The following is a 23,214-nucleotide window of genomic DNA, read 5'->3' on the forward strand; positions in this document are numbered from 1 at the left end:
TCCCGGACGATCCACCGGTTGGGCCGACAGGCCTGATACCCCCGCCGAGGCTAAACCGGAAAAGGACAAGACCATGGCTCTTCCCGAGTTCTCCATGCGTCAGCTCTTGGAAGCTGGCGTTCACTTCGGCCACCAGACCGCGCGCTGGAACCCGCGCATGTCCGAGTACATCTACGGCGCGCGCAACGGCATCCACATCATGGACCTGACGCAGACCGTCCCGATGCTGGACCAGGCGCTGCAGGTCGTGCGCGACACCGTCGCCAAGGGCGGCCGCGTGCTCTTCGTCGGCACCAAGCGCCAGGCGCAGGCCCCGATCAAGGACGCCGCCGAGAAATCCGCGCAGTTCTACATGAACCACCGCTGGCTGGGCGGCACGCTGACCAACTGGCAGACCGTGTCCCAGTCGATCAACCGCCTGAAGGCGATCGACGAGGCCTCCGAGAACGGCTTTGCCGGCCTGACCAAGAAAGAGCGTCTGGGCATGGAGCGCGAGCAGGGCAAACTGCAAGCCTCGCTGGGCGGCATCCGCGAGATGGGCGGCGTGCCGGACCTGTTGTTCGTCATCGACGTCAACAAGGAAGACCTCGCCATCCTCGAGGCGCAGAAGCTGGGCATCCCGGTCGTGGCCGTGGTCGACACCAACTGCTCGCCCAAGGGCGTGGACTACGTCATCCCCGGCAACGACGACGCGGCCCGCGCGATCGGTCTTTACTGTGACCTCGCCGCCCGCGCTGCCCTCGACGGCATGCAGGCGCAGCTGGGTGCCGCAGGCGTCGACATGGGCGCCATGGAAGAGCTGATGGCCGAGGAAGACGCGGCCGCCGCCGCCGCCGAAGCCGGCGAAGAGCAGCCCGCCGAGGCCTGAGCCTCGCGTTACCCGGGTGTCGCACCCGGGTGCCACACCATGTTACAGACCCGGGGCAGGGCGGCGGCAGACGTGCGCCCCGACCGGGGCCCGAACACATCAGGAGAGAGATCATGGCTGTTACCGCAGCACAGGTGAAAGAGCTTCGCGACACGACCGGCGCGGGCATGATGGACGCCAAGAAGGCGCTGACCGAAACCGATGGCGACATGGAAGCCGCCGTCGATTGGCTGCGCACCAAGGGTCTGGCCAAGGCCGCCAAGAAGTCCGGCCGCACCGCCGCCGAAGGCCTCGTGGCCGTCGCGACCGAAGGTGGCAAGGGCGTCGCCGTCGAGGTGAACTCCGAGACCGACTTCGTCGCCAAGAACGCCGATTTCCAGAAGATGGTCGGTAAGATCGCCACCGCCGCCATCGTGGTCGATGACGTCGACGCGCTGAAGTCCGCCGAGGTCGACGGCAAGTCCGTGGATCAGACCGTCACCGACGCCGTCGCCGTGATCGGCGAGAACATGTCCGTGCGCCGCATGGCGAAGGTCACCGGCGGGAACGTCGTGTCCTACGTCCACAACTCTGTCGCACCCGGCATGGGCTCCATCGGGGTTCTGGTCGCCATGGACGGCGAGAACGAGGCCTTCGGGCGCCAGGTCGCGATGCACATCGCCGCCGCGAACCCGGCGGCCCTGGGCGAGGCCGACCTCGACCCCGCGATGGTCGAGAAGGAAAAGCAGGTCCAGATGGACATCGCGCGCGAAAGCGGCAAGCCCGAGCAGGTCATCGAGAAGATGATCGAAGGCCGTATGCGCAAGTTCATGGCCGAAAGCACCCTGATGGGCCAGGCCTTCGTCGTGAACCCCGACCTGACCGTGGCCCAGGCCGCGCAGGAAGCCGGTGTCACGATCACCGCCTTCCAGCGCCTGGAAGTGGGCGAAGGTATCGAGATCGAGAAAGAGGACTTCGCCGCCGAAGTCGCCAAGATGAACGGCTGATCCTTCCGGATCACCCGCGAATTCAAGCCGGCCCCGTGTTTCGCGCGGGGCCGGTTTTTTGTTGCCCGGCAAGCGGTCATCGCTCGGATTGCGCCCTCGATTCGCTCGGAGGACCGTTCCGGGGCAGGGCGGTCTCGCGGCTCAGCCCAGGTAGATCTGGCCGGGCGCATATTTCACCCGCGGCGCCACGCGGGTCGCGAGGAAGAAGCCCAATGCCAGCGGTCCCACACGGCCCGCGAACATCGTCACCATCACGACGGTCAGGCCCAGCGGGTCGAGTGTCGCCGTCGTCCCACGCGACAGGCCGACGGTGCCGAAGGCGGAGGTGATCTCGAAGGCGAGGTCGAGGAAGTCACCGTCGTGGGAGATCGTCGTGATGAAAAGCCCGGTGAACACCAGCAGCATGCTGACGGTGGTCAGGGCGAGCACCTTGATGATCTCTTCCAAACGCAGCGACCGGCCGAAGATCGAGGGGCTGGCACTGCGGCGAAAGAAGGCCACCGTGGCGATCAGCAGGACGACCAGCGTGGTCACCTTGATCCCGCCCGCGGTCGAGGTGCTGCCGCCGCCGACCACCATCAGCAGCATCGTCAGAAGCGTGGTCGAATCGTGCATCGCGCTGGTGTCGATCGTGTTGAACCCCGCGGTGCGCGGGGTCACGGCCTGAAACCACGCGGCCCAGAGCCGATCGCCGGTCGAGGGCAGGGCGCCCAGGGTGCCGGGATTGGTCCATTCGAGCGCCGCGAAGGTGGCGAACCCCCAGAGGATCAGCGCCGCCGTTCCCGTCAGCATGATCTTGGAATGCAGCGTGAGACGCGCCCAGTTGCGCTGTTGCAGGATGTCTCCGATCACCACGAACCCGAGACCGCCCAGGATGAAAAGCGCAGGGATCGCGATGTTCACGACCGGATCGTCGACGTAAGGGACGAGCCCCGTCGGCAGCAGCGAGAAGCCTGCGTTGTTGAACGCCGAGATCGCGTGAAACAGCGCCTGCCAGAGCCCGTGTACAAGCCCGAACTCCGGCACGAAGACGACGGCAAGCACCGCGGTGGCGACGAGTTCGCAGCTGACCGCGAGCAGCAGGATGATGCGCACCAGCACGGTGAGGTTGTTGAACGCGGTCTGGTTGAGGTCCTCGCGCAGGATCAGCCGTTGTGGCATGCCCACGGGGATGCCGAGCGCCGACAACACCATGACGGCGAAGGTCATCAGTCCCAGACCGCCCAACTGGATGAGCGTTGCGATCACGATTTCTCCGAACAGGCTGAAGGTGGTGCCGACGTCCACCGTCGAAAGACCCGTGACCGTCACCGCGGAGGTCGAGATGAAGACCGCCGTGAGAAAGCCGATCGGCGTCTCGGTTGCGATCGGCAGACGCAGCAGGATGGCGCCCGCGAGGATCGAGCACAGGTAGATGACGCAAAGCATCAGCGGCGGCGGGGCCCGGAAGCTGCGCAGACCGAACCGGCCACGCCGCTGGATATGCGAACGCGCTTTCACATGACCCTCACAGCGTGGCCGCGAAGGCCCTCAGGTCCGAGCGTTGTCCCAAAAGCAGCAAGAGATCGTCACGCTCCAGCGTGCAGCTTGACCCGTCCTGGCCGATGAATTCGGTTCCGCGCATGACGCCCACGCAGCGCAGCCTGTGGTCCTTCTGATGCGGCAGATCCGTAAGCTTGCGGCCTTCGAGGCTTTCGGGAATGCGGAAGTTCACCACGTGGTAGCCATTGCCCAGGCTGATGTAGTCGCGCACCAGCGGATTGTGCATGACCTGCGCGATCTGCAGGCCGACCTCGTGTTCGGGGTGGATGACGCGGTCGACGCCCAGCTTCGACAGGATCCGGTGGTGGGTCTTCGTGCGCGCCTTGGCCCAGACCGTGGGCACGCCGATCAGCTTGAGGTTCATGACCGACACGATCGACGCCTCGAGGTCGGATCCCATGGCCACCAGCACCATGTCGCAATCCGCGAACCCGGCTTCCCGAAGGGCGGCATCGTCGCGCGCATCGACGATCATCGCCTGGGACAGCGTCTCGACCATCTCGGCCACCGGGGCATTTTCCTTGTCGATCCCGATCACGTGATTGCCGAAGCGCATGAGCTCGTTGCCGACCGCGCGGCCGAAGATCCCCAGACCGATGATACCGAAGGTGCGGGCGTGGCGTGCCATGAGAGATTCCGTTGCCGTGTCGCCGCGCAATGTGGGGCACGCCGAACGAAAGGCCAATCCCATATCGGTATTCGGCCTCATGCTTAAGTTACATAATACCGATTAACGGGCTTTTAACCGGTGCTAGGAGGCCTTCCCCCAAAACATCCGACTATACAGAAAAACCGTTTACCACTATAACGATCACCGTAGCTAGCCCAGGACCTTTCATGACACCTCCTCTGGCCGAAGATGCCGTGACCCGGACCGAGATCGATGGCGATATCGCGACGATCCATTTCATCCGCCCCGACAAGCGCAACGCGATGAACGACCGGCTGATTGCCGACCTCGATGCGTTCTTCAGCGCGCCGCCCGAAGGCGTGCGTGCCGTGGTGCTCTACGGCGAAGGCGGCCATTTCTGCTCCGGCCTCGATCTGTCCGAACACAAGAGCCGCTCGCCCGAGGAAACCGTCTTTCATTCGCGCAACTGGCACCGTGTCGCGGATGCGATCGAGTTCGGTGGCCTGCCCGTCATCGCCGCCATGACCGGTGCCGTGATCGGTGGCGGGCTCGAAATCGCGGCGGCCTGCCACGTGCGCATCGCCGAACCGTCGGTCCGGTTCCAATTGCCCGAAGGCCGCCGCGGCATCTTCGTCGGTGGCGGCGCCACGGTGCGCGTGGGCAAGATCCTGGGTCCCGACCGGATGCGCGAGATGATGCTCACCGGCCGCAGCTACGGCGCCGAGGACGGTTTGCGGCTGGGACTTGCGCATTACAGCGTGGCCAGCGACGAGGCCTTGCCGCTGGCGTTGGACCTGGCGCGGAAAATTGCGGACAACGCGCCGTTTTCGAACTACCTCATGATCCAGGCGCTCAGCCGGATCAACGACATGTCCCGCCAGGACGGGCTTTTCACCGAAAGCCTGGCCGCGGCCATGTCGCAGACGACGGACGCCGCGCGCGAAGGCCTTGCCGCCTTCCTGGAGAAGCGCGCGCCGGATTTCCGGCCCAAGTCGTGACGTGAGGAAGCTCTTTCAAGTGTTTGCCAAGGTTAGGAAAAGACGTGACTGACGGAACGCGGACGCAGGTCGTCATCATCGGCGGCGGGCCTTCGGGCCTGTTGCTGTCCCAGCTTTTGTCGACCGTCGGCGTCGACAGCGTCGTGCTCGAACGCAAGACCAAGGACTACGTTCTGGGCCGCATCCGCGCGGGCGTTCTGGAAAGCGGTATGGTGGATCTTCTGCGACAGGCGGGCGTCTCCGACCGGATGGACAAGGAAGGCCACCCGCACGACGGCACGATCATCGCCAGCGGAGAGGACGAATTCCGCCTGTCCTTCCGGGAACGGACCGGCCGTCCCGTCATGGTCTACGGCCAGACCGAGGTGACACGCGATCTCTACGCCGCGCGGGAAGCCGCGGGCGCCGACCTGCGGTTCGAGGTCGAGGACGTGGTAATCCATGACGCCAAGAGCGACGCGCCTTACGTCACCTATTCCGCGGGCGGCACGACCCACCGGATCGACTGCGATTTCGTCGCGGGCTGCGACGGGTTCCACGGGGTCAGCCGCAAGACGATCCCCGACGACGTCCGGCAGGAGTTCGAGAAGGTCTATCCCTTCGGTTGGCTCGGCATCCTGTCGGAGACGCCGCCGGTCCACGACGAGCTGATCTACGCCACCTCCGAGCGCGGTTTTGCCCTGTGCTCGATGCGCAACGATGCGCTCAGCCGCTACTACGTGCAGTGCGACCTGTCGGACCGGGTCGAGGATTGGTCGGACAACGCCTTCTGGGACGAACTCAAGCGCCGGATCCCCTCGCGGTTCGCCGAAGCGCTGGTCACCGGTCCCAGCATCGAGAAATCCATCGCGCCGCTCCGGTCCTTCGTGACCGAGCCGATGCGCTGGGGACGGCTGTTCCTGTGCGGCGACGCGGCCCATATCGTGCCGCCCACCGGGGCCAAGGGGTTGAACACCGCGGCGTCGGATGTTCATTACCTTTTCAACGGCTTGCGCGACTTTTACAACAAGGGTGACAGCACGGGCATCGACAGCTATTCCGAGCGTGCGCTGGCCCGGGTCTGGAAGGCGGAGCGGTTCAGCTGGTGGTTCTCGACCTTGATCCACCGTTTTCCGGACCGCTCGGACTTCGATGCGCGGATGCAGATGGCCGAGATGGCCTTCCTGCGCGAGAACGACGCGGCCCAACAGGCCATGGCCGAAAATTACGTGGGCCTGCCTTACTGAGGCGCCCCGGGGAGGAGCCAGATGACACGATACGAAACCGGAATGCGGGTCCGCCGCGAGGTTCTGGGGGATGCGCATGTCGACCGCGCCGAAGCCGCGAAGACCGACTTCGACCAGGCCTTCCAGGGGTTGATCACCGAAAGCGCCTGGGGGACCGTCTGGGCCTCCGACGCGATCAGCCGCCGCGAGCGGTCGATGCTGACGCTGGCGCTTCTGGCCGCGACCGGCAACTTCGCCGAGATCCCGATGCACGTGCGCGCCACCGCCAACACCGGTGCGAGCCAGGCGGACGTGCTGGAGGCCTTCCAGCACGTCGCGATCTACGCGGGCGTGCCCAAGGCCAACCACGCGATCAAGCTGGCGAAAGAGACCTTTGCAGAGATGGAGCAGGGCGCATGACCGGGGAACTCTACCAACGCGACAGGACATGGCACCCCCCTGCCCTGACCCCCGATTACAAGACCAGCGTGGCGCGCTCTCCGCGGCTGCCGCTGCTGTCGCTGCAGAACTCCGACAGCGAGCTGACCGGCCCGACCTTCGGCCACGGCGACATCGCGGCGGGCGATGCGGATCTTCTGTCGAACTACGCGCAGACGGGCGATCCCATCGGTGAGCGCATCATCGTTCATGGCCGGGTGCTGGACGAGAATGCGCGTCCCGTGCCCAACACGCTGGTCGAAGTCTGGCAGGCAAACGCGGGCGGGCGCTACCGGCATGTGAAGGACACCTATTTCGCCCCGGTCGATCCCAATTTCGGCGGCTGCGGGCGCACGATCACCGACGCGGAGGGCCGCTACGCCTTTCGCACGGTGAAGCCCGGCGCCTACCCCTGGCGGAACTGGACGAACTCCTGGCGGCCCGCGCATATCCACGTCTCGGTCTTCGGGACGGCCTTCGCGCAGCGGCTGATCACGCAGATGTATTTCGAAGGCGATCCGCTGATCCCGAAGTGCCCGATCGTGGCGACGCTGAAGGATCCGGCCGCGGTTACGCAACTTACGGCGGCGCTGGATCTGAACGCGACGATCCCGCTCGACACCATCGCCTACAAGTTCGACATCGTGCTGCGCGGGCATCGCGCGACCTGGTTCGAGAACCGCCCGGAGGGGAACTGACATGGTCCAGAAACTCGACTACCTGCGCGAAACACCATCGCAGACGGCAGGGCCTTACGTCCATATCGGCCTGTCGCCGCGCGACGCGGGCTTCGACATCTACGACAACCAGTTGGGCGAGGATATCGCGGGCCCCGACGCCAAGGGAGAGCGGATCACGATTCAGGGCCGTGTGCTCGACGGGACCGGTGCCCCGGTGCGCGACGTCCTGATCGAGACCTGGCAGGCCAACGCCGACGGCATCTACCCCGGTCGTGGCGCGGTCGAGGACGGCTTTCGCGGCTGGGGCCGGGTCGTGCCCGACGCCGAGGGCGTCTTCACGATCAAGACCGTGAAACCGGGCGCCGCCCCGGGCCGCCACGACACCGTCATGGCGCCGCATCTGAACCTGTGGCTGGTGGCGCGCGGGATCAACGTCGGGCTGAACACCCGCATGTATTTCGCCGATGAAGAGGCGCTCAACGCGGACGACGCGGTGCTGAACCTGATCGAACAGGCCCATCGCCGCGACAGCCTGCTGGCGCAGCCCGACGGCGACGTCTACCGTTTCGACATTCACCTGCAAGGTGAGCGTGAAACCGTCTTTCTGGATATCTGAGCCATGACCAACCCCTGCATCATCTGCGTCGCCATCACCGGCTCGGTGCCCACCAAGGCCGACAACCCGGCGGTGCCGATCACCATCGCCGAACAGGTCGAAAGCACGCAAGCCGCGTTCGAGGCCGGTGCCTCCATCGCGCATTGCCACGTGCGCGACGACGAGGGCAAACCCACCTCCGATCCCGAGCGCTTTGCAGCGCTCAAGGAAGGGATCGAGACGCATTGCCCCGGCATGATCGTCCAGCTCTCCACCGGGGGGCGGTCCGGGGCGGGCCGCGCGCGCGGCGGCATGCTGTCCCTGCGCCCGGACATGGCCTCGCTTTCGGTGGGGTCGAACAATTTCCCGACCCGCGTCTACGACAACCCGCCCGACCTCGTGGACTGGCTCGCCTCCGAGATGATCGCCCATGACGTCAAACCCGAAGTCGAGGCTTTCGATCTGTCCCATATCGTGCAGGCCACGCGGCTGGCCCAGGACGGACGGCTGCAAGGCCCGCTTTACGTGCAGTTCGTCATGGGTGTGAAGAACGCGATGCCCGCGGACGAGCCGATCTTCGACTTCTACATCGAGACGCTGAAGCGCCTGGCCCCCGACGCGGTCTGGTGCGGCGCGGGGATCGGGGCCGCGCAGGCCACCGTGAACGAATGGTCGATCGCCAAGGGCGGGCACACCCGCACCGGGCTCGAGGATAACATCCGCCTCGACCGCGACACGCTGGCCCCTTCCAACGCGGCGCTGGTCGCCCGCACGGCGGAGCTTTGCGCGAAGTACGACCGTCCCGTGGCCACGGTCGCGCAGGCGCGCGAGATCCTGGGGCTGCGCGCTTGAGCGATGTCTTCGATCACCCGTGGCTCGGCGATCTCTTCGGGGATGCCGAAGGCCGCGCGATCTGGTCACCGGACCGGCAGTTGCAGCACCTTTTGCGAATCGAGGCCGCGCTGACCCGCGCCATGGGCGCCGCCGGAACGGTCGAGACGGCCGAGGACACCGCCGCCGGGATCGAGACGGCCGGGATCGACACCGATGCCCTGTCCGCCGCGACCCGCCGCGATGGCCTGCCGATCCCCGAACTCGTGCGCCAGTTGCACGCCGGCGCGCAGACGCCCGAGGCGATTCATACCGGTGCGACCTCTCAGGACATCCTCGACACCGCGCTGGCGTTGACGCTGAAAGAGACGAACGTGCTGATCGAGCGGCGGTTGGACGGTCTGTCGACGGCGCTTGCCGCGCTGGGACGCACTTTCGGCAACGAGTCCCTGATGGCGCGCACGCGGATGCAGGCGGCGGTGCCGACCACCGTGGGGCAACGGCTGGACAGCTGGTCCGCCCCCCTGCCCCGACACGCCGCGAGGTTGTCCGCCCTGCGGCCACAGGTCGAGGCGCTTCAGCTTGGCGGCGCCGTGGGCGACCGTGCCGCCTTCGGCGATGCCGGCGACCGCATCGCGGCCGAGATGGCGCGCAGGCTAGAGCTGACCGACGCGCCCTGCTGGCACACCAGCCGCGACAGTCTGGCTGCCTGGGCGGCCCTTTGCGCGGGGATCGCGGGCAGCCTGGGGAAAATGGGCCAGGACATCGCCCTTATGGCGCAGCAGGGCGTGGACGAGATCGCCCTGACCGGCGGCGGCGGATCCTCCGCCATGCCGCACAAGCAAAACCCCGTCACCGCGGAACTGCTGGTCACGCTGGCGCGCTACGCGGCCGGGCAAAGCGCCCTGATGCATCAAGCCCTGGTGCACGAACAGGAACGCTCCGGTGCCGCCTGGATGCTGGAATGGATGGTCCTGCCGGGCCTTGCGCAAGCCACGTTGCGCAGCCTGTCGGCCGCCACCGACCTGTGTGCCCGGATCGAGCGGATCGGGTAACCGGCGCGCGGGCGCCTTCCCCTCACACATGACCCCGACGACGGAGATTCCCATGAGCAACTGCGACATCGGCCTGCTGGGCCTCGGCACGATGGGGGCGGCACTGGCGCTCAACATCGCGGACAACGGGTTCGACATCGCGGTCTTCAACCGCACGACGCAGGTGACCCGCGACTTTGCGGCACAGGCCGGATCGCTGGCCGTCCGGATCACGCCGACGGAGGACCTGGAAAGCTTCGTGGCCGCTCTGAAGACACCGCGCGCGATCATCCTGATGGTGCCCGCGGGGGCCGTCGTGGACAAGCAGATCGCGGCCCTGCGCCCGCTTCTGGACGACGACGACATGATCATCGACGCGGGCAACGCCAACTTCCACGACACCAATCGCCGCGCGAAGGAGGCGGGCGACAAGCCGTTCCTCGGCATCGGCGTCTCGGGCGGAGAAGACGGGGCCCGACATGGCCCGTCGATCATGGGCGGCGGACCGAAGGAGGCCTGGGACCGCGTCGCCCCGATCCTCACGAAGATCGCGGCCGAGCACGAGGGCACCCCCTGCGCCACATGGATGGGCGCGGAAGGGGCCGGCCATTTCGTCAAGGCGGTGCACAACGGCATCGAATACGCCGACATGCAGATGATCGCCGAGGTCTATGGGCTGATGCGCGACGGCATGGCGATGAGCTACCCCGAGATCTCGGAGGTCTTCGCGCGCTGGAACGACGGCGCGTTGTCGTCCTACCTGATCGAGATCTCCGCGAAGGTCGCGGCCGCCACCGACACCGGGACCGGCAAGCCGCTCCTGTCGGTGATCATGGATGCCGCGGGCCAGAAAGGCACGGGGCGCTGGACCGCGGTCGAAGCGCAACATCTGGCCGCGCCCGTCCCGGCGATCGAGGCGGCGGTAGGCGCGCGCAACGTCTCGGCCCGCAAGGATCTGCGGGTGGAGGGAGAGAAGCGCTTCGGCGCGGCGCCCAAGGCGCTGGACGGTGCGCTCGACCTTGATCAGTTGGAAAGCGCGCTCATCGCGGGCAAAGTGCTGTGCTACGCGCAGGGGTTCCACATGATCGCGCGGGCCTCCGACGATTTCGGCTGGGCCCTGCCCTTGCCGGAGGTCGCCCGCGTCTGGCGGGCGGGCTGCATCATTCGCTCGGTCATGCTCGACGACATGGCCACCGCCCTGACCGAGGCACCGGATCAGAACCTGATGATGTCTGATCATTTCTCGACACTTCTGGCCGACAACCACATGGCGCTGCGCCAGGTGGTGGCACAAGCCGCGCTGCACGGGCTTGCGGTGCCGGCGCTGTCGTCCGGCCTGGCTTATTTCGACGCGATGCGCACGGCGCGCGGTACGGCGGACATGATCCAAGGGCAACGCGACTACTTCGGGCGCCACGGATTCGAGCGAATGGACCGCGACGGGACGGATTTCCACGGGCCTTGGGCCGATTAGGGTTTGACCACGAGACCTTGCGGGGTGTTCGTGATCCGCTCCGCCCCGCTTGGGGTGATGACGATCGGCTCCGTGATCTCTATCCCGCCGTCGTCGAGCCAGAGTGCCGGCATGAAGTGGAAGACCATGCCAGGCTGCAACTCCGTGGTGTCGGAGCGGCGCAGGGACATGGTGCGCTCGCCCCAGTCCGGCGGGTAGGACATGCCGATGGAGTAGCCGCAGCGGCTGTCCTTTTGAAATCCGTAGCGCGCAAGGGTGCCGTTGAAGGTCCGTGCCACGTCGGCGCAGGTGGCCCCGGGCGCGGCCGTTGCCATCACGGCGTCGGTGGCGGCCTGCACCGCCTCCTCCGCGCGGCGATAGGTGGATGGGACCTCTCCCAAAAAAAGGGTGCGGGATTGCGGGCATTGGTAGCGCCTGTAGGCGCCTGCGATCTCGAAGAATGTCGCGACACCTCCCTCCAGAGGCCGGTCGTCCCAGGTGAGGTGCGGCGCCGTCGCGTCGAGGCCTGAAGGTGCCATCGGCACGATCGCGGGGTAGTCGCCCCAATGTCCGTCCGCGCCTTCGATGCCCACGCGCATGATCTGGGCGATCAGGTCGTTCTTGCGCATCCCCGCCTCCGCCGTCTCGGCGATATGGGCATGCATCCGCGTCACGATGGCCCCGGCGCGGCGCATGAACTCGAGCTCGGTCTGGGACTTGATCGCGCGGCACCAGTTCACGAGACCCGTCGCATCCTCCAACTTCGGGCGATGCTTTAGAAGTTCCCGGTAAGCGGCGGCGCTGAAATAGTAATTCTCCATCTCGACGCCGAGACGGCCGGTCCAACCGAGCGCATCGAGCAAAAACGCGAGATCCCCCATCGGGTGCGCCTGTGGATTCTGGACGAGCCGGTCGTCGTAGCCGTGAATGCAATCGTCGGGCATGTAGACGGTGCGCACGGCACCCGCGGCATCCATGCCCCGGCCCCACCAGCGCGGCGGTCCGTCCGGACCCACGATCACACCCTGGTGGACGTAGAAGGACCAGCCGTCGTAACCGGTGAGCCATCCCATGTTCGACGGATCGGTGATCAGCAGGACGTCGAGTCCCGCCGCCTCCATCGCGCCGCGCACGCGCAGGAGGCGGTGGGCGTAATCCTCTGCGGTGAAGGCGGGATGGGGGTTCGGCATGCCGTAAGATCAGCACGGCATGCGATCCCCGCGCAAGGGCTATCCCAGCGCGTATCCGGCGCCGCGCACGGTGCGCAGGGGATCGGCGCCGCCGTGCGCGGTCAGGATCTTGCGGAGCCGGCCCACGTGCACGTCGACGGTCCGGGTGTCGACGTAGATGTCACGCCCCCACACCCGATCGAGCAACTGGTCGCGCGACCAGACGCGGCCGGGTTTCTCCATGAAGGTCGAGAGCAGCCGGAACTCCGTCGGACCCAGCTTCAGCATGTCGCCGTCGCGGGTCACGCGGTGGGTTTCGGCATCCAGCAGGATGTCGTCGTAGGCCAGCACCTGCCCCACGGTCGTCGGGCGCACCCGCCGCAGCTGCGATCGGACACGGGCCATCATCTCGGTCATGGAGTAGGGTTTGACGACGTAGTCGTCGGCCCCCGTCTCCAGCCCGCGGACGCGGTCCACCTCCTCGCTGCGGGCCGAAAGCATGATGATCGCGATGTCGCGCGTCGCGGGGTCCTGCTTGAGCCGTCGGCACACCTCGATCCCGGTGAGCCGCGGGATCATCCAGTCCAGCACCACCACGTCCGGCCGGTCTTCCGCCACGACGAGCAAGGCTTCCTCGCCGTCGGGGGCGGTGCTGACGCGGCAGCCCTCGGCCTCCAGGTTGTAGCTCAGGACCTCGCGGATTGCGAGTTCGTCCTCGACCACCAAAACGTGGGGATGGGTCGGCATCGTCTCACTCCGGTTGCGTCGTGTAGGAGGTGCGGTCGGATTTCGGGCGATCCTCGTCGGGCATCTCGCCGGTGACCAGGTAGATGATCTGCTCGGCCATGTTGGTCGTGAGATCGCCCATCCGCTCGATGTTCTTGGCCATGAAATGCAGGTGCATGCAGGCCGTGATCTGGCGCGGATCCTCCATCATGAAGGTCAGGAATTCGCGGAACAGTGCATTGTACATCTGGTCGACGTCCTGGTCGTGCTGGCGCACGTCCTCCGCCAGGTCGGCGTCGCCGCGGATGTAGGCGTCCAGCGTGTCGTTCAGCATGCCCTGCACCTCGCGCGCCATGCGGCGCAGCGCCTGGTCGGATCCGTCGACGACCGGCATCTCCACCAGGGCGGAGGTGCGCTTGGCGATGTTCTTGGCATAATCCCCGATCCGTTCGAGCGAGGCGGTCAGCCGCAGCACGGTCAGGATCACGCGCAGATCCTTGGAGACAGGCGCGCGCAAGGCGATGGTGCGCGCGGCTTCCTCGTTGATCTGGATTTCCAGCGCGTCGATCGCCTTGTCGTTCTTGCGCACGCGCTCGGCCAGTTCGGTGTCGCGGGTGACGAGCGCCTCTGCGGTCTGCAGGATCGCCTGCTCCACCAGCCCGCCCATCTTGACGATGAGCGTGGTGATCGCCTCCAGGTCGCGGTCGTAGGCCGAGGAGATGTGCTGTTCGTGGACCATGGGTGTCTCCTTCAGCCGATCCGGCCGGAAATGTAGCTTTCCGTGCGCGAATCCTGGGGATTGGTGAAAATCTTGTCGGTCTCGTCGAATTCGACCATGTGCCCGAGGTGGAAGAACGCGGTCTTCTGGCTGACCCGCGCGGCCTGCTGCATCGAGTGCGTCACGATGACGACCGAATAGTTCTGCCGCAGCTCGTCGATCAGTTCCTCGACCTGCGCCGTGGCGATGGGATCGAGTGCCGAACAAGGCTCGTCCATCAGCAGCACTTCGGGTTCGGTGGCCACCGCGCGGGCGATGCACAGGCGCTGCTGCTGACCGCCGGAAAGCCCGGTGCCGGGCGCTTGCAGGCGATCCTTGACCTCGTCCCAGATCGCCCCGCGGCGCAGCGCCTTTTCGACGATGTCGTCGAGTTCGGCCTTGTTCTTGGCCAGGCCGTGAATCTTGGGACCGTAGGCCACGTTGTCGTAGATCGATTTCGGGAACGGGTTGGGCTTCTGGAAGACCATGCCGACCTTGGCGCGCAACTGCACCGGGTCGACGCGGGAATCGTAGATGTCCTCTCCGTCGATGTCGATGTGGCCGGTGACCTTCGCGATCGAGATCGTATCGTTCATCCGGTTGATGCAGCGCAGGAAGGTCGACTTCCCGCAGCCCGAGGGGCCGATGAAGGCGGTTACGGTCTTGTCCGCGATCTCGACGCTGACGTCCTTGATGGCGTGGGTGTCGCCGTAGCGGACATCGACATTGCGCGCGCTGATCTTGGTGTCCTGCATGGTGCTCAAGGCCCTTTCGGCTTGGAAGAAATCGTCCACGGTGTGCTCCCCTACCAGCGGCGTTCGAAACGGCGGCGCAGCAGCACCGCGATCAGGTTCATGGTCAGCAGGAACAGCAACAGCACGATGATGCCCCCCCAGGCGCGTTCGTAATAGGCCGGATCGGCGCGCTTGGCCCATTCGTAGATCTGTGCGGGCATGGCCGAGTTCGGCGACAGGAAGCCTTCGGCCACCCCGTCGGGATAGTTCGAGGCGATGAAGCCCACCATGCCGATCAGAAGCAAGGGGGCCGTCTCGCCCAGGGCCTGTGCCAGGCCGATGATCGTGCCCGTCAGGATGCCCGGCATGGCGAGCGGCAGCACGTGGTGGAACACCGACTGCATCTTGGAGGCCCCGACCCCCAATGCGGCGTCGCGGATCGACGGCGGCACGGATTTCAGTGCCGCCCGGGTCGAGATCACGATGGTCGGCAACGTCATCAGAGTGAGCGTCAGCCCCCCCACGAGCGGCGCGGACTGCGGCAGATGCGCGAACTGGATGAAGGCCGCGAGGCCGAGGATACCGAAGACGATGGAGGGCACCGCGGCAAGGTTCGAGATGTTGACCTCGATGATGTCGGTCAGACGGTTCTGCGGCGCGAACTCCTCGAGGTAGATGGACGCCGCGACGCCGATCGGCAGCGACAGGCCCAGCACCACGAGCATCATGAAGAACGAGCCGATCATCGACACGCCGATGCCCGCTTGCTCCGGCCGGCTTTCCGAGGCGTCGGAGCCCAGCACGAACTGCCAGTTGAAGCGCCGCTCCACGTCGCCGCGTTCGACCATGACGTCGATCAGGTCGAGGTGGGCGGCGTCGAGGTTGTTGTCCCGTGCGAGGTCCGCCCGTTCGACCCGGCCCTTCAGGTAGCCATCGACGCGCGAGGAAGCGAGCAGTTCGAATTCCTGCAACGTGCCGATCACCGAAGGATCCGCGATGACCGTATTGCGCAGAATCGCACCGGCAGAGGCCGAGAGGATCTTGTCCAGATCCCCATCCTCGATCTCGGTCGGGATGTCGGCGGTGGCCTCGATCAGTGCCTGTTCGATCAGGGGGTTGTAGCCGAAGGTCGAGACCTTCTTCAGATCCGCCTCCAACCGCTCGCCGTTGGGGTCGAGCGTCGCCTCGGGCAGCGGAACCTCAAGGACGATGAAGGTCTGCGTGAAGGCCGGGATGCCGTTGCGCACGATCGTCGTGAGCAAGAGCACCAGGAACACGATGCCGACGCCCAGGGCGGCCATGCCGTACATCTTGAAACGGCGCTCCGCGGCGTTGCGTTTCCGGGTCCTGGCGTCCTCCGACAGGATGGATCTGGTGGGGCGCGATGCGGGAAAGGGCGCGCCTTGGGTTGCGTCGGTCATTCGTATTGCTCCCGGTAGCGGCGCACGATGTAGAGGGCGAAGACGTTCAGGCCCAGCGTGATGACGAAGAGCGTGATGCCCAGGGCGAAGGCGACCAGCGCCTCCGGCGAGGAGAAGTCACTGTCCCCGGTCAGCTGGCTGACGATCTTGGCGGTCACGGTGGTCATGGCGTCGAAGGGGTTCAGCGACAGGCGTGCGGCGGCGCCGGCGCCCAGGACCACGATCATCGTCTCGCCGATGGCGCGGGAGGCGGCCAGCAGAACGGCGCCGACGATACCCGGAAGGGCCGCGGGCATCACCACCTGGCGGACCGTCTCGGAATGGGTGGCACCGATGCCAAGCGATCCGTCGCGCATGGATTGCGGGACCGAGTTGATGATGTCGTCCGACAGCGAGGAGACGAAGGGGATGAGCATGATCCCCATCACGAGGCCGGCGGTCATCACGGCGGTTCCGCCCTGCATCCAGTTAACGCCCAGCAGACCGCCTCTGCCGAAGACATCGACCAGAAGCGGTCCCACGGTCACCAGCGCGAAAAGCCCGTAGACGATCGTGGGGATGCCGGCGAGGATCTCCAGCGCGGGTTTGGCGTAGGTGCGCACCTTCTTGCTGGCGTATTCGGCCAGATAGATCGCGGCCATCAGGCCGATCGGCACCGCGACGACGAGCGCCACGAAGGAGATATAGAGCGTCCCCCAGAGCAGCGGCAGGATCCCCAATTCAGATCCGCCGCCCCGGCCCGAGAAGCTGGGGTTCCAGTTCAGCCCCAGGAAGAAGTCCTCCGCCGGGTAGAGGCCGAGGAATTTCACCGTGTTGAAGATCAGCGACAGGAAGATGCCCACGGTGGTCAGCACGGCGATGAAGGCGGCGAAGATCAGAAGGTAGCGCACCGCGCGTTCGACCGTGTTGCGGGCGCGGAACGCGGGCGCGATGGCCCGGAAGGCCAGAGCGAAGCCTGCCACCGCAACCACGATGACGGCGATGTTGCGGGCCAGATCACCCCAGCCTGCCAGTTGGCGATAGCGTTGCGCCGCGCGCAGCGTGACGGCGTCGACGGCGGACCCCAGTGCGACGCCGGCTTGCGCCAGGCGGTCGCGGATGTCGTTGGCCTCGACGCTCAGCCCGCGCGCTTCCTCGGCGGTGAGCACCCCTGCGGCCTGCGCGGTGTCGAGACCGCCTGCCAGGCGCCGGACGTCCGCCATGACCAGGGCGCGGGATCCGGCTTGGGCCACGCGCTCTTCGGGGATCATGTCCGAGATGCCCATGTTCACCGCGAAAGGTTGGATCGCCAGCCAAAGCGCGAGCAGAGCGAAGGCCGGCACCATCACGAAGATCGCGACCTGCCAGCCGTAGTAGTTCGGCAAAGAGTGGAGCTGGCGCTGGTCCCCTTCGACCATTGCCAAGGCGCGGCGGCGTCCCAGGATCCATCCCGCGGCGGCGAGGATCAGGATCAGGGCCAGAAGTGTCGTGGTGGTCATGCAAGGATCCCGTGGGGCGTGGTCTGCGGTGCGGCTATCGAACCCGCTGCGCATCCGAAAGACAAGAAGGGGCCGCTTATCGCGCCCCCTTCGGTGGGCGGCCCCGCGCGTGGGACCGCCCGAAGAGCGATTACATGGTCTCTTCGTTCTCGATCTTGGCCTGGGTCTCGGCCAGCTCGGGGTCGGAGACGAGGCCGTAGTTCGCCAGCGGACCGGAGGGGCCGGCGATCTCGTCGGAGACGAAGAACTGCGCGTAGTCCTTCAGGCCGGGGATCACGCCCAGGTGCGCTGCCTTGATGTAGAAGTAGAGCGGACGCGACACCGGGTATTCGCCGGTCGAGATCGTGTCGGTGGTGGGCTCCACACCGGACATCGTCGCCACTTTCAGGCTGTCGGTGTTGTTCTCGTAGAAGGCGAGACCGAAGACACCCACGCCGTTGGTGTTCGAGCTGATGCGGGCCAGCGTCTCGGAGTAGTCGCCGTCGATGTCCACGGACAGACCGTCGGAGCGGACCGCGAGGCAGGCGTCCTCGGCGTCGTCCTCGGACATGCCGTTGTCCATCATCGCCTGCATGGCGCCGGTCTCTTCGCAGCCGGCCGCCAGGACCTTCTCTTCGAAGACTTCACGGGTGCCGTGACGGGTGCCGGGGATGAAGGCCAGGATTTCCGCGTCGGGCAGCTCTTCGTTGAAGTCGGACCAGTTGGTGTGCGGGTTGTCGACCAGTTCGCCGTCGACCATCACCTGCGGGGCCAGCGCGTTGAACCAGTCGGACGGCTCGAAGCTGGTGAACTCGGGGCCGTCGATCTGGCTGGCGAAGACGATGCCGTCGTAGCCGATGCGCACTTCGATGATGTCGGAGACGCCGTTGGCGGCGCATTCTTCGACTTCACCTTCGCGGATCGCGCGGGAGGCGTTGGCGATGTCGATGGTGTTCTCACCCACGCCTTCGCAGAAGCGTGCCAGACCGGCGGAGGAGCCGCCCGATTCGACGACCGGCGTGGGATAGTCGAAGTTCTCGCCGAAGGCTTCGGCGACGATCGAGGCGTAGGGCAGCACGGTCGAGGACCCGGCGACCTGAACGTTGTCACGGCTTTGCGCCGTGGCAGCGGAAGCGGCGAGGATCGCGACGGCCGAGGTGGCCAGCTTGGGGAACGACATTGAAGATCTCCTGTCTGTCGTGTGGGGCAGCACGGCTGCACTGCCTTCCCGGCGGGGAGTAGTCCGCCTGCTCAAAGCTTTTGTGACAGGAATGTAAAAGTAATATGACAGCGCGCGCCCGGGCCTCAGGTCTCGAGCGGGAGGAGGACCGTGAAGACAGTGCCTTCGCCCAGCGTGCTTTCGATGAGCAATCTGCCCCGGTGACGATTAAGAATGTGTTTGACGATGGCGAGGCCCAGTCCGGTTCCGCCCAGCGACCGGTCGCGGTGGGTGTCGATGCGGTAGAATCGCTCGGTCAGACGTGGCAGGTGATGCGCGGCGATTCCCTGTCCGTGATCGCGCACCTGCAGCGCAAGACCCTGTCCCCGCAACTTGCGGATCGGCGCGGGGGCTTCGAGCACCAGATCGACCGATCCGCCCCCTGCCCCGTATTTCAAGGCGTTCTGCACCAGGTTGACCACCACCTGCCGCAGCTGGTTTGCGTCCCCGGGCACCTGCGCGCCGCCGCTGTCGTCCGCGAAGGTGACGCCAAGGCCGGTATCCGCGATCACCGGGCCGAGGTCCTCCAACGTGCCGGCCACCAGCGCGCCGAGTGCGACCGGATCGCGCGGACGCTGGCGTTCGCTGTCCTCGACCCGGCTGAGCGAGAGAAGGTCGTCGACGAGTTGCGTCATCCGCGTCGTCTCGCGCGCCATGATGCCGAGGAAGCGGTCACGTGCGGCGGCATCGTCGCGCGCGGCCCCGCCCAGCGTCTCGATGAATCCCTGCAAGGCGGTGAGCGGCGTCCGCAATTCGTGGCTGACGTTGGCCACGAAATCCCGGCGCAGCTGACCCACGGCCTGCGCTGCGGTCTGGTCCTCGAAGACCAGCAGAAGGCGCCTGTCCGAAGCGCGAATCGCGACCTCCCAGGTCACGTCGCGCCCGCCGTCGCGGCCCAGGTAGGTCGCGTTGCGCGGTTGGCGGTCGGCGCGGGTCGCCTCGATCGCGTCCAGCAGGACGGGCTGACGCAGCACGGTGATGTAGTGCCGCCCCACCAGCTTGGGCGACAGGATCGCCTGCATCGCCGGGCTCATGGCGGTGACGGTCTGGTCCGGCCCGATGACGGCCACCGGAACCGGCAGGGCGTCGATCGGAACCTCTTGCGTCATGCGCTGGAGGCGACCCGGATCGCCGTGCCCAGCTCCTCGATCAGAAGCGCCGGATCCTCCACCCCGACGGAGGCGCGGAAAAACCCTTCGGTGATTCCCAGCGCGGCGCGGGCCTCCGGCGTGAGGCCCCGGTGCGAGGAACTGGGCGGATGCGACAGCGTGGTGCCGATGTCGCCCAAGGTGGGCGCGAAGGCGATATTCGGCGCGGCCCGTGTCAGTGCGTTGGCCTGCGCGCGTCCTCCGTGGAGCATGAAGGACAGCATGTGACCGCCCTGCCCGCCCAGAAGCGAAACGGCGCGGTTGTGATCGGGATGATCGGGGCGCGTCGGGTAGAGGACGCGCGCGACGCCGGGCATCTGCGCCAGCGCGTCGGCCAGTTTCGTCGCCCCCTCCTGTGCGGCGCGGTAGCGCAGGTGGAAGGAATGCAGACCGCGTTCGGCCAGCCAGCAGTCGAAGGGGCTCGGCGTCAGCCCCCAGGTGACGTTGGCATCGTTGATCGCACGACGCAGGTCGGGATCCTGCGTGGCCACGTAGCCCAGCGTCGCGTCGGAATGCCCCGCGAGCAGCTTGGTGACCGAATGCACGACGATATCCGCCCCCGCGACCAGCGGGTTGTAGGCCGCCGGCGTGGTAAAGGTGTTGTCGACGACCAGTAGGATGCCGCGCGCCTTCGCCAGAGCCGTGATGCCTTCCATGTCCGCTACGCGGATCGTGGGGTTCGAGACGACCTCGACCAGGATCATCCGGGTGTTGGGGCGCAGTGCAGCCTCCATCGCCGCGGCGTCGGTGGGATCGGCCAGCGAGGTCTCGATCCCCATGCGTGGCAGGTCCTGGCTCATCAGGCGCAGCGACCGGCCGTAAAGCTGGTCGCCGCCCAGCACGTGATCGCCCGCCTTCAGCAGGCCCAGGAACACCGCGCCGATGGCCGACATGCCCGATCCGGTGACGATGCCGCCGCCCGAACCGGGGTCCACCTGTTCCAGAAGGTCGATCTTCTGCGCCAGCACCTGCGCGTTGGGATGCCCTTCGCGCGCGTAGGTGTAGCCCGTGGCATCGGCGTATTGCGCATCCAGCGCGTCCGGATCGGGTGAGCTATAGACAACGGACGGTTGCAGCGGTGTCACGACCGGGGCGGAGACGGACGTGGGCCAGGCGGTGCGGCGGACGATGGAGGAGGTCATTCGATCACTTTCAATTCCTGCGCGAACCGCGCGGCGTTGTCGACGTAGTGAAGGGCCGAGGCGCGCAAGGCCTCGATCGCGCCTGCGTCAAGTTGGCGGACCACCTTCCCGGGCGCGCCCATCACGAGGCTGCCGTCCGGAATCTCCTTGCCCTCCGTAATCAGCGCGCCTGCCCCGATCAGGCAGTTCCGACCGATCCGAGCGCCGTTCAGGACGGTGGCACCCATGCCGATCAGGGAATTGTCGCCGATGGCACACCCGTGAAGCATTGCCTTGTGACCTATGGTGCAGCCCTCGCCGACGGTCAGCGGAAAGCCCATGTCGGTGTGAAGTACGCAGTTTTCCTGCACGTTGGACCCCTCGCCGATCACGATGGGCTCGTTGTCGCCGCGCATGGTGGTGCCGAACCAGACGTTGGCGCGGGCGTGCAACGTGACGCGCCCGATCAGGTGGCAGCCCGGCGCGATCCAGGCATCCTCGGCAATTTCAGGACGGTGGTCGCCCAGGGCATAAAGGGTCATGGCGCGCGCTCCTCGAATTCCGATTGCAGGCGGCGGACGATGTCCAGAAGGCCCGGTTGCTGGGCGCGGCGCAGGCGCTCGGCCTCGATGATGGTCTTCAGCCGGGCTTCCGTCGCGTCGAGATCATCGTTGACCAGCACGTAGTCGTAGCCGTCCCAGTGGCTGATCTCGTCCCAGCTTTTCTGCATCCGCTTGGCGATGATCTCGGGCCCGTCCTGCCCGCGGCTGACCAGCCTGCGATGCAACTCCGTGATCGAGGGTGGCAGGATGAAGATCGACAGCACCGAATCCTTCAAATCCGAGTTCGCGACCTGCTGCGCGCCCTGCCAGTCGATGTCGAAGAGCACGTCGCGGCCCTGGTCGATGGCGGCCTCGACCGGGGCCTTGGGGCTGCCGTAGTAGTTCCCGAAGACGCGCGCGTGCTCCAGCATGCCGCGGGTATCGACGAGGCGGCGAAATTCGGATTCGGTGACGAAATGGTAGTGCTGGCCGTCGACCTCGCCCGCGCGGGGGGGACGCGTGGTGGCCGAGACCGAGAAGGTCAGCGTGTCGTCCCAGGCCATCAGCCGCCGCGTCAGGGTGGATTTGCCGGCCCCCGAGGGGGAGGAGACGATGATCAGAAGCCCGCGGCGCGTCATGTCGGTCATTCCACGTTCCGCGCCTGTTCGCGCAGCCGGTCGAGGCTGAGCTTGAGTTCGATGCCGAGCGCGCTCAGATCGGGGTCGGCGGCCTTGGCACACAGGGTGTTGGCCTCGCGCATCGCCTCTTCGGCCAGGAATTCCAACCGCCGACCCGAGGGCGCGTCGAGGTCCATCGCATCCCAGATGGCCGCGAGATGTGCGGCCAGGCGGTCGATCTCCTCGGTGACGTCGCGGCGCAGGGCCAGGACGGCCAGTTCCTGCATGATCCGGGCGTCGTCGGCTTCCGTCACCTCGGACATCAGGCGGGCGTAGCCCTCCCGCAGGCCGGCGCGGGCGGCCTTGGTCCGGGCGGGCGCGTTCTCGCGCATCTGGCGCAGCAGATCCTGCGCGGTTTCCACGTGGGTGGCGATCGCCTGCTGCAGGGCCCGGCCCTCGTCCGCGCGCATGGAGGTGAGGTCCGACAGCAGCGGGCCGAGGTCGGTCGTCATCGCGGCGATCAGGTCCGCATCGGCGCGTCCGCAGGGTCCCTCCGCGACACGGTCGAGGACGTCCGCCGCGGTCGGCTGGCCCAGCGTCACCCCCAACGACACCGCGCGGTCCTGCACCGCGTCCATCGCCTGCAGGACAGCATCCAGACGGTCCGGATCGGGCGGGCCCGCGTCGCCCTTCGCCGTCTCCACCGTCAGCGTGACCTGCACCGTTCCGCGTGTCAGCGCCTTGCCAAGCGCCCGGCGCAAGGTCGTCTCCAACCGCTCGAACCCCGTGGGCAGCGACAGGCGCAGGTCCAGACCGCGCGCATTGTGGGACCGGATATGCCAGGTCCAGGCGGTGCCCGCCCCCTGCCCCCGGCGGCTGGCGATCGCGGTCATCGAATTCAGCATGAAAGTCCTCGTTTGCGCACCGCGCCATTCTGCTGCGATGGGGCGGCGGGAACAAGAGCCACCGCCGCCGTTAACGCTTTAACACTTAAATTGAGGAAGACGGGCCCGGGATCTGTTAGGAATTTGGTAACACCTTT

At 66.6% G+C, this 23,214-nt stretch carries 24 protein-coding genes; 10 read left to right on the top strand and 14 right to left on the bottom strand.

Features of this window, described 5'->3' with window-relative positions:
- Nucleotides 1–73 precede the first annotated feature (73 nt).
- Both rpsB and tsf read left to right on the top strand, forming a co-directional pair.
- A complete protein-coding gene (rpsB, locus tag EU805_RS05215) occupies nucleotides 74–868 on the top strand; it encodes a 30S ribosomal protein S2 (RefSeq protein ID WP_129762902.1) in 795 nt (264 codons plus the stop codon).
- Between the two features lie 113 nt (nucleotides 869–981).
- The gene (gene tsf / locus EU805_RS05220; protein WP_129762903.1) at nucleotides 982–1,854 is read left to right on the top strand and encodes a translation elongation factor Ts; all 873 of its coding nucleotides are present in this window, start codon (nucleotides 982–984) and stop codon (nucleotides 1,852–1,854) included.
- A 141-nt stretch (nucleotides 1,855–1,995) separates the two neighbouring features.
- Here tsf and EU805_RS05225 read toward each other — a convergent pair whose 3' ends face one another.
- Together EU805_RS05225 and EU805_RS05230 are read right to left on the bottom strand one after the other, a co-directional pair.
- Complete coding sequence (locus tag EU805_RS05225) at nucleotides 1,996–3,354, bottom strand: TrkH family potassium uptake protein (RefSeq protein WP_370318167.1); 1,359 nt, start codon at nucleotides 3,352–3,354, stop codon at nucleotides 1,996–1,998.
- Between the two features lie 7 nt (nucleotides 3,355–3,361).
- Complete coding sequence (locus EU805_RS05230) at nucleotides 3,362–4,024, bottom strand: TrkA family potassium uptake protein (RefSeq protein WP_129762904.1); 663 nt, start codon at nucleotides 4,022–4,024, stop codon at nucleotides 3,362–3,364.
- A 209-nt stretch (nucleotides 4,025–4,233) separates the two neighbouring features.
- Here EU805_RS05230 and EU805_RS05235 point away from each other — a divergent pair, with 209 nt between their 5' ends.
- From EU805_RS05235 to gndA, 8 genes are read left to right on the top strand one after another with little or no spacing between them, the layout of a single operon-like run.
- The gene (locus EU805_RS05235) at nucleotides 4,234–5,025 is read left to right on the top strand and encodes a crotonase/enoyl-CoA hydratase family protein (RefSeq protein WP_129762905.1); all 792 of its coding nucleotides are present in this window, start codon (nucleotides 4,234–4,236) and stop codon (nucleotides 5,023–5,025) included.
- Nucleotides 5,026–5,069: 44 nt separating this feature from the next.
- A complete protein-coding gene (pobA, locus tag EU805_RS05240) occupies nucleotides 5,070–6,251 on the top strand; it encodes a 4-hydroxybenzoate 3-monooxygenase (protein ID WP_129762906.1) in 1,182 nt (393 codons plus the stop codon).
- Between the two features lie 21 nt (nucleotides 6,252–6,272).
- A complete protein-coding gene (pcaC, locus tag EU805_RS05245; RefSeq protein WP_129762907.1) occupies nucleotides 6,273–6,650 on the top strand; it encodes a 4-carboxymuconolactone decarboxylase in 378 nt (125 codons plus the stop codon).
- On the top strand, nucleotides 6,647–7,366 hold the full coding sequence (gene pcaH / locus EU805_RS05250; RefSeq protein WP_129762908.1) for a protocatechuate 3,4-dioxygenase subunit beta: 720 nt from the start codon (nucleotides 6,647–6,649) through the stop codon (nucleotides 7,364–7,366). The genes pcaC and pcaH overlap by 4 nt, the downstream gene beginning before the upstream one ends.
- Before the next feature lies 1 nt (nucleotide 7,367).
- Nucleotides 7,368–7,964, top strand: coding sequence for a protocatechuate 3,4-dioxygenase subunit alpha (gene pcaG, locus EU805_RS05255; protein ID WP_129762909.1), 597 nt, complete (start codon nucleotides 7,368–7,370; stop codon nucleotides 7,962–7,964).
- Between the two features lie 3 nt (nucleotides 7,965–7,967).
- Nucleotides 7,968–8,795: a 3-keto-5-aminohexanoate cleavage protein gene (locus EU805_RS05260; RefSeq protein ID WP_129762910.1), complete on the top strand. Its 828-nt coding sequence runs from the start codon at nucleotides 7,968–7,970 to the stop codon at nucleotides 8,793–8,795.
- Entirely contained in the window at nucleotides 8,792–9,829 is a 1,038-nt protein-coding gene (locus EU805_RS05265) for a 3-carboxy-cis,cis-muconate cycloisomerase (RefSeq protein WP_129762911.1), read from the top strand. Before EU805_RS05260 ends, EU805_RS05265 begins: the two co-directional genes overlap by 4 nt.
- 52 nt (nucleotides 9,830–9,881) lie before the next feature.
- Nucleotides 9,882–11,282, top strand: coding sequence for an NADP-dependent phosphogluconate dehydrogenase (gene gndA, locus EU805_RS05270; protein WP_129762912.1), 1,401 nt, complete (start codon nucleotides 9,882–9,884; stop codon nucleotides 11,280–11,282).
- Here the strand turns inward: gndA and EU805_RS05275 are convergent.
- The 12 genes from EU805_RS05275 to EU805_RS05330 form a co-directional block, all read right to left on the bottom strand.
- Nucleotides 11,279–12,451, bottom strand: coding sequence for a M24 family metallopeptidase (locus EU805_RS05275; protein ID WP_129762913.1), 1,173 nt, complete (start codon nucleotides 12,449–12,451; stop codon nucleotides 11,279–11,281). The genes gndA and EU805_RS05275 overlap by 4 nt on opposite strands.
- Nucleotides 12,452–12,490: 39 nt before the next feature.
- Nucleotides 12,491–13,177, bottom strand: coding sequence for a phosphate regulon transcriptional regulator PhoB (phoB, locus tag EU805_RS05280; protein ID WP_129762914.1), 687 nt, complete (start codon nucleotides 13,175–13,177; stop codon nucleotides 12,491–12,493).
- Nucleotides 13,178–13,181: 4 nt separating this feature from the next.
- Nucleotides 13,182–13,895, bottom strand: coding sequence for a phosphate signaling complex protein PhoU (gene phoU, locus EU805_RS05285; protein WP_129762915.1), 714 nt, complete (start codon nucleotides 13,893–13,895; stop codon nucleotides 13,182–13,184).
- An 11-nt stretch (nucleotides 13,896–13,906) separates the two neighbouring features.
- Nucleotides 13,907–14,668 carry a phosphate ABC transporter ATP-binding protein PstB gene (gene pstB, locus EU805_RS05290; RefSeq protein WP_242494088.1) on the bottom strand — a complete coding sequence of 254 codons (762 nt, stop codon included), beginning with the start codon at nucleotides 14,666–14,668 and terminating at the stop codon, nucleotides 13,907–13,909.
- 50 nt (nucleotides 14,669–14,718) lie between these two features.
- Nucleotides 14,719–16,068, bottom strand: a complete 1,350-nt coding sequence (gene pstA, locus EU805_RS17630; protein WP_129762917.1) for a phosphate ABC transporter permease PstA — start codon at nucleotides 16,066–16,068, stop codon at nucleotides 14,719–14,721.
- On the bottom strand, nucleotides 16,065–17,546 hold the full coding sequence (gene pstC / locus EU805_RS05300; RefSeq protein ID WP_129762918.1) for a phosphate ABC transporter permease subunit PstC: 1,482 nt from the start codon (nucleotides 17,544–17,546) through the stop codon (nucleotides 16,065–16,067). Before pstC ends, pstA begins: the two co-directional genes overlap by 4 nt.
- A gap of 130 nt (nucleotides 17,547–17,676) precedes the next feature.
- Nucleotides 17,677–18,705 (bottom strand): substrate-binding domain-containing protein, encoded by a 1,029-nt coding sequence (locus EU805_RS05305; protein WP_129762919.1) that lies wholly within the window; start codon nucleotides 18,703–18,705, stop codon nucleotides 17,677–17,679.
- A 125-nt stretch (nucleotides 18,706–18,830) separates the two neighbouring features.
- Nucleotides 18,831–19,853, bottom strand: a complete 1,023-nt coding sequence (locus tag EU805_RS05310; RefSeq protein ID WP_129762920.1) for an ATP-binding protein — start codon at nucleotides 19,851–19,853, stop codon at nucleotides 18,831–18,833.
- A complete protein-coding gene (locus EU805_RS05315; protein WP_129762921.1) occupies nucleotides 19,850–21,034 on the bottom strand; it encodes a PLP-dependent aspartate aminotransferase family protein in 1,185 nt (394 codons plus the stop codon). The genes EU805_RS05310 and EU805_RS05315 overlap by 4 nt, the downstream gene beginning before the upstream one ends.
- Entirely contained in the window at nucleotides 21,031–21,555 is a 525-nt protein-coding gene (locus EU805_RS05320) for a gamma carbonic anhydrase family protein (RefSeq protein WP_129762922.1), read from the bottom strand. The genes EU805_RS05315 and EU805_RS05320 overlap by 4 nt, the downstream gene beginning before the upstream one ends.
- A complete protein-coding gene (gene gmk, locus EU805_RS05325; RefSeq protein WP_129763373.1) occupies nucleotides 21,552–22,193 on the bottom strand; it encodes a guanylate kinase in 642 nt (213 codons plus the stop codon). The genes EU805_RS05320 and gmk overlap by 4 nt, the downstream gene beginning before the upstream one ends.
- Before the next feature lie 5 nt (nucleotides 22,194–22,198).
- Nucleotides 22,199–23,077 (bottom strand): YicC family protein, encoded by an 879-nt coding sequence (locus EU805_RS05330; protein WP_129762923.1) that lies wholly within the window; start codon nucleotides 23,075–23,077, stop codon nucleotides 22,199–22,201.
- Nucleotides 23,078–23,214: the final 137 nt, after the last annotated feature.

The sequence above is a fragment of the Salipiger sp. IMCC34102 genome (assembly GCF_004145405.1).
Taxonomy (GTDB): domain Bacteria; phylum Pseudomonadota; class Alphaproteobacteria; order Rhodobacterales; family Rhodobacteraceae; genus Loktanella.

Coding starts and splice junctions, on each gene's coding strand:
- rpsB (WP_129762902.1), top strand. CDS start 74: ATGGCTCTTCCCGAGTTCTCCATGCGTCAGCTCTTGGAAGCTGGCGTT.
- tsf (WP_129762903.1), top strand. CDS start 982: ATGGCTGTTACCGCAGCACAGGTGAAAGAGCTTCGCGACACGACCGGC.
- EU805_RS05230 (WP_129762904.1), bottom strand. CDS start 4,024: ATGGCACGCCACGCCCGCACCTTCGGTATCATCGGTCTGGGGATCTTC.
- EU805_RS05235 (WP_129762905.1), top strand. CDS start 4,234: ATGACACCTCCTCTGGCCGAAGATGCCGTGACCCGGACCGAGATCGAT.
- pcaC (WP_129762907.1), top strand. CDS start 6,273: ATGACACGATACGAAACCGGAATGCGGGTCCGCCGCGAGGTTCTGGGG.
- pcaH (WP_129762908.1), top strand. CDS start 6,647: ATGACCGGGGAACTCTACCAACGCGACAGGACATGGCACCCCCCTGCC.
- pcaG (WP_129762909.1), top strand. CDS start 7,368: ATGGTCCAGAAACTCGACTACCTGCGCGAAACACCATCGCAGACGGCA.
- EU805_RS05260 (WP_129762910.1), top strand. CDS start 7,968: ATGACCAACCCCTGCATCATCTGCGTCGCCATCACCGGCTCGGTGCCC.
- gndA (WP_129762912.1), top strand. CDS start 9,882: ATGAGCAACTGCGACATCGGCCTGCTGGGCCTCGGCACGATGGGGGCG.
- EU805_RS05275 (WP_129762913.1), bottom strand. CDS start 12,451: ATGCCGAACCCCCATCCCGCCTTCACCGCAGAGGATTACGCCCACCGC.
- phoB (WP_129762914.1), bottom strand. CDS start 13,177: ATGCCGACCCATCCCCACGTTTTGGTGGTCGAGGACGAACTCGCAATC.
- phoU (WP_129762915.1), bottom strand. CDS start 13,895: ATGGTCCACGAACAGCACATCTCCTCGGCCTACGACCGCGACCTGGAG.
- pstB (WP_242494088.1), bottom strand. CDS start 14,668: ATGCAGGACACCAAGATCAGCGCGCGCAATGTCGATGTCCGCTACGGC.
- pstA (WP_129762917.1), bottom strand. CDS start 16,068: ATGACCGACGCAACCCAAGGCGCGCCCTTTCCCGCATCGCGCCCCACC.
- pstC (WP_129762918.1), bottom strand. CDS start 17,546: ATGACCACCACGACACTTCTGGCCCTGATCCTGATCCTCGCCGCCGCG.
- EU805_RS05305 (WP_129762919.1), bottom strand. CDS start 18,705: ATGTCGTTCCCCAAGCTGGCCACCTCGGCCGTCGCGATCCTCGCCGCT.
- EU805_RS05310 (WP_129762920.1), bottom strand. CDS start 19,853: ATGACGCAAGAGGTTCCGATCGACGCCCTGCCGGTTCCGGTGGCCGTC.
- EU805_RS05315 (WP_129762921.1), bottom strand. CDS start 21,034: ATGACCTCCTCCATCGTCCGCCGCACCGCCTGGCCCACGTCCGTCTCC.
- EU805_RS05320 (WP_129762922.1), bottom strand. CDS start 21,555: ATGACCCTTTATGCCCTGGGCGACCACCGTCCTGAAATTGCCGAGGAT.
- gmk (WP_129763373.1), bottom strand. CDS start 22,193: ATGACGCGCCGCGGGCTTCTGATCATCGTCTCCTCCCCCTCGGGGGCC.
- EU805_RS05330 (WP_129762923.1), bottom strand. CDS start 23,077: ATGCTGAATTCGATGACCGCGATCGCCAGCCGCCGGGGGCAGGGGGCG.